This is a genomic window from Cronobacter sp. JZ38 (assembly GCF_008932145.1).
Taxonomy (GTDB): domain Bacteria; phylum Pseudomonadota; class Gammaproteobacteria; order Enterobacterales; family Enterobacteriaceae; genus Cronobacter; species Cronobacter muytjensii.
In genome coordinates this window covers 4,012,975-4,024,617 of record NZ_CP017662.1, presented here as the reverse complement: position 1 = coordinate 4,024,617, position 11,643 = coordinate 4,012,975, and the positions used below count along the sequence as shown (strand labels likewise).

The 11,643-nt window shown below is 58.3% G+C and carries 10 protein-coding genes; 4 read left to right on the top strand and 6 right to left on the bottom strand.

From position 1 onward, the window contains the following. The first annotated feature begins 20 nt into the window (after window positions 1-20). A complete protein-coding gene (locus BJP61_RS18940) occupies window positions 21-1,544 on the top strand; it encodes a PAS domain-containing methyl-accepting chemotaxis protein (protein WP_161579897.1) in 1,524 nt (507 codons plus the stop codon). A gap of 445 nt (window positions 1,545-1,989) precedes the next feature. Then, complete coding sequence (locus BJP61_RS18935; protein ID WP_038865350.1) at window positions 1,990-3,537, top strand: methyl-accepting chemotaxis protein; 1,548 nt, start codon at window positions 1,990-1,992, stop codon at window positions 3,535-3,537. Between the two features lie 36 nt (window positions 3,538-3,573). Here BJP61_RS18935 and BJP61_RS18930 read toward each other — a convergent pair whose 3' ends face one another. Next, window positions 3,574-4,107: a PadR family transcriptional regulator gene (locus BJP61_RS18930; protein ID WP_171999078.1), complete on the bottom strand. Its 534-nt coding sequence runs from the start codon at window positions 4,105-4,107 to the stop codon at window positions 3,574-3,576. A gap of 239 nt (window positions 4,108-4,346) precedes the next feature. Here BJP61_RS18930 and BJP61_RS18925 point away from each other — a divergent pair, with 239 nt between their 5' ends. Further along, window positions 4,347-5,111 carry a siderophore-interacting protein gene (locus BJP61_RS18925; protein ID WP_275940622.1) on the top strand — a complete coding sequence of 255 codons (765 nt, stop codon included), beginning with the start codon at window positions 4,347-4,349 and terminating at the stop codon, window positions 5,109-5,111. A gap of 122 nt (window positions 5,112-5,233) precedes the next feature. Then, window positions 5,234-7,387 (top strand): YgiQ family radical SAM protein, encoded by a 2,154-nt coding sequence (locus BJP61_RS18920; protein ID WP_171999074.1) that lies wholly within the window; start codon window positions 5,234-5,236, stop codon window positions 7,385-7,387. Window positions 7,388-7,440: 53 nt separating this feature from the next. Here BJP61_RS18920 and ridA read toward each other — a convergent pair whose 3' ends face one another. From ridA to BJP61_RS18895, 5 genes are all read right to left on the bottom strand, one after another. Further along, the gene (gene ridA / locus BJP61_RS18915) at window positions 7,441-7,827 is read right to left on the bottom strand and encodes a 2-iminobutanoate/2-iminopropanoate deaminase (protein WP_004388683.1); all 387 of its coding nucleotides are present in this window, start codon (window positions 7,825-7,827) and stop codon (window positions 7,441-7,443) included. Window positions 7,828-7,900: 73 nt separating this feature from the next. Further along, on the bottom strand, window positions 7,901-8,362 hold the full coding sequence (gene pyrI, locus BJP61_RS18910; protein WP_038865342.1) for an aspartate carbamoyltransferase regulatory subunit: 462 nt from the start codon (window positions 8,360-8,362) through the stop codon (window positions 7,901-7,903). A gap of 10 nt (window positions 8,363-8,372) precedes the next feature. Next, window positions 8,373-9,308: an aspartate carbamoyltransferase gene (gene pyrB, locus BJP61_RS18905; RefSeq protein ID WP_038865340.1), complete on the bottom strand. Its 936-nt coding sequence runs from the start codon at window positions 9,306-9,308 to the stop codon at window positions 8,373-8,375. A 254-nt stretch (window positions 9,309-9,562) separates the two neighbouring features. Next, the gene (locus BJP61_RS18900; protein WP_038865338.1) at window positions 9,563-10,042 is read right to left on the bottom strand and encodes an ArgR family transcriptional regulator; all 480 of its coding nucleotides are present in this window, start codon (window positions 10,040-10,042) and stop codon (window positions 9,563-9,565) included. Between the two features lie 169 nt (window positions 10,043-10,211). After that, window positions 10,212-11,615: a YfcC family protein gene (locus BJP61_RS18895; protein ID WP_171999070.1), complete on the bottom strand. Its 1,404-nt coding sequence runs from the start codon at window positions 11,613-11,615 to the stop codon at window positions 10,212-10,214. Between the last annotated feature and the right edge of the window lie 28 nt (window positions 11,616-11,643).

Below are 11,643 nucleotides of genomic sequence, written 5' to 3'. Positions count from 1 at the left end.
ACCTGCCTAAGGACGCCGTTATGTCTTCTCAGCCGTTCGTTACGCAGCGCGATGTTGCGCTCGCTAACGACACCACGCTCATGTCCACCACCGATCTGCAAAGCTATATCACGCACGCTAACGACGATTTCGTTGACGTCAGCGGCTATACGATTCAGGAGCTCACCGGCAGCCCACACAATATGGTGCGCCACCCGGATATGCCGAAAGCCGCGTTCGCCGATATGTGGTTCACGCTGAAACAGGGCGAGCCCTGGACCGGGATCGTGAAAAACCGCTGCAAAAACGGCGATCACTACTGGGTGCGCGCCAACGTCGCCCCGATGGTGCGCGGCGGCAAAACGACGGGCTATATGTCGATTCGCACCAAAGCCAGCGCGCAGGAGATAGCGGCAGTGGAGCCGCTTTATAAAGCCCTGCGTGAAGGCCGCAAGCCGCGTCGCCTGTTTAAAGGACTGGTGCTGCGTAACGGCTGGTGGGGCAAACTGCCTGCGCTGCCGCTGCGCTGGCGTCTTCGCGGCGTGATGGCCGCGCTGTTTATCGCCTGGACGGCGGTGATGGCGTGCACCGGCACGCCGCTGCTGGCACCGGTACTGACGGCGGCGGTAATGCTGCTTATCGGCGGCGCGGCGCTGGAGTGGCAGATTGTCCGCCCGGTGGAGGATGTCGCGCGACAGGCGCTGCGCATCGCCACCGGGGAGTCGCAAAGCATTGAGCATCGTCACCGCATCGATGAAGTTGGCGTGACGCTGCGCGCTATCGGCCAGCTTGGATTAATGTGCCGCTGGCTGATGAATGACGTGTCAGGGCAGGTGAACAACGTACGCAGCGGCAGTGAAACGCTGGCGCGCGGCAATGACGATCTTAACGAGCGCACCCGTCAGACGGTGGTCAATGTGCAGCAGACCGTCACCACCATGAACCAGATGGCGGCGTCGGTGCAGAACAACTCCGCCACCGCGGCGGCGGCGGATAAGCTCTCCAGCGAGGCGAGCGACGCGGCGCGTCTCGGCGGACAGACGATGGAAACCGTGGTGAACACGATGGATGAGATTGCCGACAGTACACAGCGCATCGGCTCCATCACCGCGCTGATTAACGATATCGCGTTTCAGACCAATATCCTGGCGCTCAATGCCGCCGTGGAAGCGGCGCGCGCGGGCGAGCAGGGCAAGGGCTTTGCCGTGGTGGCAGGCGAGGTGCGTCATCTGGCGAACCGCAGCGCCAATGCCGCCAATGATATCCGCAAGCTTATCGATGCCAGCGCCAGCAAGGTGGAATCCGGTACGGTGCAGGTGCATGAGGCGGGCCGCACGATGCAGGATATCGTCAACCAGGTGGAGAACGTCACGCGCTTAATCGGCCAGATAAGCCAGGCGACCACTGAACAGGCCGACGGGCTTTCCGATCTCACTCGCGCCGTCGCGGAGCTGGATGCCATTACCCGCAAAAACGCGGCGCTGGTGGAAGAGAGCGCGCAGGTGTCGTCGATGGTGAAACATCGCGCCGGCCGTTTGCAGGACGCGGTGACGGTATTGCATTAATGTCGCGGTAAAAGGCGGCGCAGAGCCGCCTTTTTTCTGCATGTCCCTCGCTTTAAATTTGTCTTTTTGTGCGCTTTTGGCTGCTGGCAATAATGTTGATTTTTTGTTAATAATTAATTAAGTAAATGTTTTTAAATTAACCCTTATTTTTCAATAACTTTTCCCATCTTCCTGAACCCCTTCAAAAAACCGCGGCAGGCACCCTGTAGTTAATTGCGCGATTAAGTGATCTGGCGCACATTTGGCCGATCAATCCCTGCTTATTAATAGTTAATGGCTATTGTTTATTAGGTTTATCAAAGAGAAAAACGATCAAACTCATAAAGTTACAAAACGGGCGGACGATAACGACTTTTGTCGATCCACGGAGGTTCGGTGGGTCACGTTATCCATTGCTGCGATTTCCGTTTCGCCAGCGTTAAATAACCCGTTCAACGGAGTGAATATGTCCATCCGCGATATAAAAATCCGCACCAAGCTTATTTTCGCTTTTGCTTTCTTTATTGTTCTTCTACTCATCAGCGCCAGTTTATCGCTCGGTAGTCTTAGCCAGGCGAATAATAATATTCAGCAGATTGTGGTTAAGGATTATCCCACTACCGTCAAAGCCAATCAGCTTATTGAGAATTTCCAGAGCTTCGTCAGCACGCAGCAATTAATGCTGATGGACGAGAATCAGCGCTGGACGCAGCAGTCGCAGGCGCAACTGAGCGCGATTAGCGGTCGTATCAGCGCGCTGCTGACGGATCTGAATAACACGCTGACCGATGACGCCTCGCGTCAGGCGCTGGCGCAGATTGCCGATGTGCGTAAGCAATATCTGGCCTCGCGCTTTCGCATTCTCGATGCGGTGAAGCGTAACGACCGCAATGCGGCGATGGAGGAGATGATGTCCACTACGCTGCAACTCCAGGAAGAGTACAAATCGCGGGTGCAGGCGCTGATTAAGATTCAGGACAGCCATATGCGTGAGGCGGGCGTGACGGTCGCGAAAGATTTCCGCAGCAACCGCGCCATGCTGGTTGGGCTGACGCTGCTGTGCGTCGTGCTGGGCTCGCTGATGGGCTGGCTTATCGTGCGCGCGATTACGCGCCCGCTCGGTCAGGCGGTGCGCTTTGCCGGCGCGATTGCCGAAGGCGATCTGACCCATTCGGTTGAGGTGAAGAGTCGCGACGAAACGGGCGTGCTGCTGCACGCGCTGATGGACATGAAGCAGCGTCTGCAGGCGATTGTGCAGGAGGTGCAGTACAGCGCTGAAAGCATCTCCAGCGCCGCGTCGCAGATTGTTGCGGGCAACCAGGATCTGGCGGCGCGTACCGAAGAGCAGGCAAGCTCCGTAGAGCAGACCGCCGCCTCGATGGAGCAGATCACCTCGACCGTTAAAAACACCGCTGATAACACCAGCGAAGCGACGCGGCTCTCATCCGACGCGGCGAGCGTGGTGAAACGCAACGGCGAAATGATGCAGCAGGTGACGGATAAAATGCGCGTCATTCGCGGCACCTCGGATCGGATGTCTGACATTATCAATCTGATTGACGCCATTGCGTTCCAGACCAACATTCTGGCGCTGAACGCTGCGGTGGAAGCGGCGCGAGCAGGCGAACACGGGCGCGGTTTTGCCGTGGTGGCGGGGGAAGTGCGCCAGCTTGCGCAGAAGAGCGCGTCATCGGCGAGCGAAATTCGCGCGCTGATTGAAGACTCTACCGGCCAGACGCGTGAGGGGATGGAACTCGTCGAGAAGGCGAGCGGCCTGCTAAACGGCATGGTGACGAACGTTGACGAAATGGACGCCATCCTGCGCGAAATCGCTCAGGCGAGCCGCGAACAGACCGACGGCATTTCGCAGATCAACAGCGCCATCGGCATGATTGACACCACCACGCAGCAGAACTCCGCGCTGGTGGAAGAATCCGTAGCGGCGGCATCCTCCCTGAATGACCAGGCGCATAACTTAAAAGAGATGGTTAAAGTGTTCCGTCTCAGCGCCTGATGACCCGACGGCGGTGGCCTGTCACCGCCGTTTTCCTTAATCGAGCTGCGAAATCTCCAGCGCCGCGCGGTCGATAATCCCGATAATCTGCTTTAACGTCTCCGGGCTGATTTGCGCCTGGTTCACTTTTAAATCCAGCACCGCTTTCATATTGTCGAGCGCCCGTTTCATCTGCGGATCTTTACGCAACTGATGACCAATGGCGCGCGCCCGCATGCGCGTCTGAATATGGGTAAGCGCCTCGCGGTTTTCTGCAAGCCACGCGCGGCCCGCATCGGTGATCGCTATCTTCCTGCGGCCATTTTCCTCTTCATGCAGCACGATAAACCCCTGCGCCTCCAGCGCATCGAGCGTCGGGTAGACCACGCCAGGGCTTGGCGCGTAGTGACCGGCGGTGAGCGTTTCGATGGCTTTGATCAGCTCATAGCCGTGGCTTGCGCCGCCGCACAGGATATCCAGCATCACCAGGCGCAGCTCGCCATTGCCAAAAAAACGGGGGCGGCGGTGACCATCCGAGCCGTGCCGGCCTTCGCGGCGGGCGTGTGAAGCGGGGCGATCGTCTGAGCGCATGGCAGGTTCTCCGGTAATAACAGATATATCTTAACTATATCTTTTTTAGCGACAGGAGTCTCAAAAAGAAAATATGATTTTTTAATTATTTGATTATTAATGGTTAAAAAGGTTTTTTTGCGCGCTGTGCGCTTTTTGCACGGAGTATCTAAAAATCACTTGCCATTTCCGTTGTTGGCAATCATTATCATTTACGAAAATTTAGATATATCGAATTTACCGTTTACGTTGGCAGGTTGATGATGAATCAGAGAACTCAATTTCCGCAGCGCGTCCGTAACGAGCTGCGTTTTCGTGAACTTACCGTGCTTGAGAGCGAACGCGTCAGTGGTTTTCAGCGTGTCGTGTTCGGCGGCGAATCGCTCGCGGGCTTCAGCTCTCGCGGTTTCGACGATCATGTCAAAGTGTTCTTCCCGCAGGACGGCGTGCCGTTTGTGCCGCCAGAGGTAACGGATGAGGGCATCGTCTGGGCAGGCGACGTGCGTCCGCCGTCACGCGACTACACGCCGCTCTTTGACGAGGCGCGCCAGCAGCTGACGCTCGATTTTTATGTGCACGAATCCGGCGTGGCGAGCGACTGGGCCGTGGCCGCAAAGCCTGGCGACACGCTGTTCATCGGCGGGCCGCGCGGCTCGCTGGTGGTGCCGGAAGATTACGCCTGGCAGCTTTATGTGTGCGATGAATCCGGCATGCCGGCGCTGCGCCGCCGTCTGGAAGCGCTCCGCGCGCAGCCCAAACCGGTACATGTCGAAGCGATGGTGACAGTGTCTGACGAATCGCTGAAGGGCTACCTGGCGCACCTCGACGAATTTAATATTCAGTGGGTTATCGGCCATGACACCCAGGCGGTCGCAACAAAACTCGCCGCGCTGACCGTGCCGCAGGAGGATTATTACCTGTGGATAACCGGCGAAGGCAGAGCCGTTAAGCAGTTAAGCGAGACGTTTGAAGGGCGCGTCAACGCCCAGCTGATGCGCGCGGCAGCCTACTGGCACAGTAAATAAGCGAGCCCCACTGCGGGAACGGGCGCGATGCTTTTTTCCGCAGAATAACCCTTCTTTTTTTGTTGCTTTCGGACGTATAATCGCCGCCCTTTGTCGATTTTTTGCCATTTTCCGGAAGCACTATGAGTTCCCTGAGCCTGATCCAGCCGGATCGCGATCTGTTCTCCTGGCCCCAGTATTGGGCGGCCTGCTTTGGGCCTGCGCCCTTTTTACCGATGTCGCGCGAGGAGATGGACCTGCTCGGCTGGGACAGTTGCGACATTATTCTTGTCACCGGCGACGCCTATGTTGACCACCCCAGTTTCGGCATGGCCATTTGCGGCCGTATGCTGGAGGCGCAGGGCTTTCGCGTCGGGATCATTGCGCAGCCGGACTGGAACACCAAAGACGACTTCATGCGGCTTGGCAAACCGAACCTGTTTTTCGGCGTGACCGCCGGGAATATGGATTCGATGATCAATCGTTACACAGCGGATCGCAAACTGCGCCACGACGACGCTTACACGCCGGATAACGAGGCGGGGAAGCGCCCGGATCGCGCCACGCTGGTCTATACCCAGCGCTGCAAAGAGGCCTGGCGCGATGTGCCGGTTATCCTGGGCGGTATTGAAGCGAGCCTGCGCCGCACCGCGCATTACGATTACTGGTCTGATACGGTGCGCCGCTCGGTGCTGGTGGATTCCAAAGCCGACATGCTGATTTTCGGCAACGGCGAGCGCCCGCTGGTGGAAGTGGCGCACCGTCTGGCGATGGGCGAGCCGATCAGCGCGATCCGCGAGGTGCGCAATACGGCGATTATGCTCAAAGAAGCGCTGCCGGGCTGGGCGGGAGTGGACTCAACCCGCCTCGACACGCCGGGGCGAATCGATCCGATCCCGCATCCTTACGGCGACGATCTGCCCTGCGCCGACGGCAACAAACCAGAGAAACCGGCGGCGAAAAGCGTCACCGTACAGCCGCCGCGCCCGAAGCCGTGGGAGAAAACCTACGTGCTGCTGCCGTCTTATGAAAAAGTGAAAAGCGACAAAGTGCTGTACGCGCACGCCTCGCGCATTCTGCACCACGAAACCAACCCCGGCTGCGCGCGTGCGCTGATGCAAAAGCACGGCGACCGCTATATCTGGATCAACCCGCCCGCGATTCCGCTCTCGACCGAAGAGATGGACAGCGTGTTCGCGCTGCCGTACCAGCGTGTGCCGCATCCGGCTTACGGCAATAAGCGCATTCCGGCGTATGAGATGATCCGTTTTTCGGTGAATATCATGCGCGGCTGCTTCGGCGGCTGTTCGTTCTGCTCCATTACCGAGCATGAAGGGCGCATTATCCAGAGTCGCTCGGAAGACTCCATCATTCATGAGATCGAGGCGATCCGCGATGCGGTGCCCGGTTTTACCGGCGTGATTTCCGATCTCGGCGGGCCGACGGCCAACATGTATATGCTGCGCTGCACCTCGCCGCGCGCTGAGCAGACCTGCCGCCGCCTGTCGTGTGTCTACCCGGATATTTGCCCGCATATGGATACCGATCATACCCCGACGATCAACCTGTACCGCCGCGCGCGCGATCTGAAAGGCATCAAGAAGATCCTGATCGCCTCCGGCGTGCGTTACGATCTGGCGGTGGAGGATCCGCGCTATATCAAAGAGCTGGCGACGCACCACGTCGGCGGTTATCTGAAGATAGCGCCGGAGCACACCGAAGCGGGGCCGCTGTCGAAAATGATGAAGCCAGGTATGGGGAGCTATGATCGCTTTAAACAACTCTTCGACACCTACTCGAAACAGGCGGGAAAAGAGCAGTATCTGATCCCGTACTTTATCTCCGCACACCCCGGCACACGCGACGAAGACATGGTCAATCTGGCGCTGTGGCTCAAACAGCGCCGCTTCCGGCTCGATCAGGTGCAGAACTTTTATCCGTCGCCGCTCGCCAACTCGACCACCATGTATTACACCGGTAAAAACCCGCTCGGGAAAATCGGCTACAAGAGCGAAGAGGTGGTAGTACCGAAAGGCGACCGCCAGCGCCGCCTGCATAAAGCGCTGTTGCGCTATCACGATCCGGCCAACTGGCCGCTTATCCGCGAGGCGCTGGAAGCGATGGGCAAAAAGCATTTGATAGGCGGGCGTCGCGACTGCCTGGTGCCTGCGCCGACGATAGAGGAGATGCGCGCGGCGAAGCGTCAGTACCGCAAAACCCAGCCGGCATTAACCACACACACGCCGGTCAGCCATCAGCGTCAGGCGCTGGCGAAAACGAAAAAAGCGGCGCGCTAAGGCCATAAAAAAAGCACCGCTCGCGGTGCTTTTTCTTTTCACGGCAGCGGCGCTTAGCGACGAACGGCGATCGCTTCGATTTCGATTTTCACATCTTTCGGCAGACGGGCCACTTCCACGCAGGAACGCGCCGGGAAGGTGGCGTTATGCTCGGTGAAAAACGCTTCATAAGTCGCGTTAACCGTGGCGAAATCGTTCAGATCTTTCACGAATACCGTGGTTTTCACGATATCGCCCACCTTCAGGCCCGCGGCTTCGATAATCGCTTTCACGTTATCGAGCGACTGGCGCGCCTGAGCGGCGATGTCGTCCGGCACGCTGCCGGATTTCGGATCAACCGGGATCTGCCCGGAGGTGATAACCATGTTGCCCAAATCGACAGCCTGAACGTAAGGGCCGATAGCGGCGGGTGCATTTTCCGTGGCGATAGTGCGGGACATAATTTCTCCTGAAGTTAACAGCGGTAAGGCTCCCGCTCATTATAGGGAGCCGTAAGGCCTTTGCCAGCCACAATTAATCCGCCAGCACGACGTGGCGGGCGAACTCTTTCTCGCAATATTTGCACTTCAGCTGCACCGCCTCGCCGCGGGTTTTTACCGCGAAGCTCGACGACACTGGCTCGATGCGGCTGATGCAGTTGCCGTTCGGGCAGACCAGCACATTTTCGATGCGATCCGGCAGGCTCGGTTTGCTCTTGCCCACCACCTCGTAATCGTCAATGCGGTTCACCGTCGCCTGCGGCGCGTAGAGCGCGAGCTGGTTGACTTGCTCCTCGGTCAGGAAGGTGTTTTCAATCTTAATCAGATCTTTACGCCCCATCTCGCCGGAGGGCAGGTTCAGACCGATGGTGATGCGCTGATCCGTTTCGGTAAGCTTAAACAGGGAAAGCAGCTTGAAGCCGACCTGCGCCGGGATATGGTCAATCACCGTACCGCGGCGAATGGCTTCTACCTGAAGTTTGTTGTCATGGGTCATGGGCTTCTCCTTACAGATCTAAATCGCGATTCAGTACCAGCGCCAGCAGCGCCTGACGGGCGAAAATGCCGTTGCCCGCCTGCTGGAAATACCAGGCGTGCGGCGTTTTATCCACGTCGGTTGTAATTTCATCGATGCGCGGCAGCGGGTGCAGCACTTTCATGTTGGCGCGCGCCCCCTGAAGATCGGCGGCGCGCAGCACAAACTGCGCCTTCACGTTGGCGTATTCGGACGGGTCGAGGCGCTCTTTCTGTACGCGAGTCATGTAGAGGATATCCACCTCCTGCACCACATCCTCAATGGCGCCGTGCTGGCTCCAGGCGATGCCTTTTTCATCCAGCATATCGAGGATGTATTGCGGCATCGCCAGCGCGTCCGGCGCGATAAAGCAGAAGCGGTTGCCGTTGAATTTCGCCAGCGCCTGGGCCAGTGAATGGACCGTGCGGCCATATTTCAGATCGCCGACCATCGCGATGGTAAGGTTTTCCAGCCGCCCCTGAGTCTCCTGAATGGTAAAGAGATCAAGCAGCGTCTGCGTCGGGTGCTGATTGGCGCCGTCGCCCGCGTTCAGCACCGGCACGCCGCCGGAAAACTCAGTGGCGAGACGCGCCGCGCCCTCCTGCGGGTGACGCATCACGATGGCATCCACATAGGTGCTGATAACCGAAATCGTGTCCGCCAGGGTTTCGCCCTTTTTGCCAAGCGACGTGTTGCTGCTGTCGGAGAAACCGACCACCGCCGCGCCCAGGCGGTGCATGGAGGTTTCAAACGACAGGCGGGTGCGGGTGGAGGCTTCGAAGAAGCAGCTGGCGATCACTTTATGCTTCAAAAGTTCCGGCTGCGGGTTCGCCTTGAGCTTCGCCGCCGTCTCCAGCACCAGCTCAAGCTCGGCGCGGCTGAGATCGTTGATGGAAATAATGTGTTTTTGATAAAGCGGATTAGCCATTTCTGTCTCCTCTTCAGGCCGGCGGACAAACGCTGGACAAAAAAAAGCCCCTCATTGAGGGGCTTTTATCAGCAATTCTGGAACGGAAAGAGCAACGGCCTGGCCGTCAGCTTTCTGACGACGCGGTAAGACAAATTGTCGAACACACTGGACCATGCTTCCCTCCGGCAAATTGCCCGGCATTATACGCAAGTGCGATTGGCTGACAAGCAGGAAATGCACGCTTTGTCGCCAGGAATCGATTGCTGTGAATATTAATGCATTCCAAGTAAGTAATTAATGCGCTTGTGTATCAGCGCCGTGCGCTTCACGTCGCGCGGCGCTATCCAGACGATACTGCTGCCCGCCACCACGCCCAGGATCTCCGGCAGCGCATGATAATCCAGCACTTTCGCTACCGCGCGACCGTAGCCCGCCACCGTATGGACAAGGATAAACTCGCTGTTATGTTCCACGCTCACCACCATTTCCGAGATAGCGCGCGCCGCGTCAGGCGCGGGCTGCAACAGGGGGTTCAGGGAATAAATTTTTTGTCCTTTGGCGTTGCGGATTTTAATCACACCCAGCAGTTTCAGCAGGCGTGAGACCGAGGACTGGCTGATATTGTTAAACCCCTGGCGCTGCATATCGCGCCGGATCTCCTCCTGAGAGCAGTAGGTTTTATTGCTGATAAGCCGCTGGCACACCGCCATCTGCTGCTGCTCTTTCCCGGAATAATCACCGTAATCCTTCATGGACCATCACTCCTTACCTTGTTGAAAGCTGAAGAAAAACGATATTGTTTTCCCGGCCCGTCGCCGGGGGAACCATAACAGACGGATAAACAACGGGCTTTTACAAAAATGGGAGGCGTTTCATGCGGCGCAACGCCCGCGATTGACACCGCCGCGACGCCATGAATCGCTAAAACAGCGCGCCGAGGCTGAGCGCGGCCATGTTCAACACCGTCAGGATGAGAATGAGCGGGGCGACCCAGTTCAGATAACGCACATACGGCACGCGGGCGATAGCGAGGCCGCCCATCACGACCGCTGACGTCGGCGTAATGAGATTGACGATGCCGGAAGCCGACTGATAGGCGGTAACCACCAGGTCGCGGCCCACGTGGGCGAAATCGGCGAGCGGGGCCATGATGGGCATCGTCAGCACCGCGAGGCCCGATGACGACGGCACCAGGAACGAGAGCAGCACTTCGAGCCAGTACGTGACATTGATAAAAACCGTGGTGGAGAGCCCGGTCACCAGGTTTTCGGCGCTGTGCAGAATGGTGTGCGTGATCATGCCGTTATCCATCACCACCACGATGCCGCGCGCAATCCCGATAATCAGCGCCACGCCGAGCAAGTCCCGCGCGCCATCGATAAAGGTGCTGGTAAAAGCCTCTTCGCTCATGCGCGCCACGACGCCGGTAATAATGGCCGCGGCGAGGAACACGCCGGAAATTTCGCCCATCCACCAGCCGCGCACCGCTACGCCGTAAATCATCACGGCAAACGAGGCGGCGAAGATCACCAGAATAACTTTGCGTGTGGCGGTGAACGGGATCCTGTCGCCGGATTGGTTACCCAGAAAATGCGCGCGGTTGGTCTCAATCAGATCCGCCACGACAGACGAAGACGGCTCCTGGCGCACGCGCCGCGCGTAGCGCATCACCCACACCACGCAGATAACCCAGCCGATAACCAGCAGCGCCACGCGCAGCCCGATTCCGCTGGTGAACGGAATGCCTGCGGCGTTGGCGGCGATCACCGTCGCGAAGGGGTTAATGGTGGAGCCGAGCGTGCCGATGCCTGCGCCAAGCAGCACGGTGGCGGCGGCGACCAGCGGATCAAAACGCGCGGCCATCATTACCGGCACCAGCAGCGTATAAAACGGCAGCGACTCCTCCGCCATACCATAGATGGTGCCGCCTGCGGCGAACAGCGCCATCAGAATGGGGATCATCCACTCTTCTTTGCCGTGCAGGCGCTCGGTGACGCGCTCGATCCCGGCATCAATGGCGCCGGTTTTATTCACCACGCCCAGAAAGCCGCCGATGATCAGCACAAACAGCGCCACGTCGATGGCGCCTGCGGCGTAGGTGACATGGTTGTAAAGGCCATCCACTGGCGCCAGCAGAACGGCGTTAATGCCCTGCGGATGCGCCTCGACAGGGGCGTACGTGCCCGCGACCGGCACCTCTTTGCCGAGCGTGTCGTTCATTGCCATCTGATATTTTCCGGCGGGCACTACCCAGGTCAGCGCCGCCACCAGCGCGATAAGCACAAATAAAATCGTGTAAGCGGAAGGGAATTTAAATCTGTGCATGAGATCTCTCCGAAGCAACGGGCGCGCG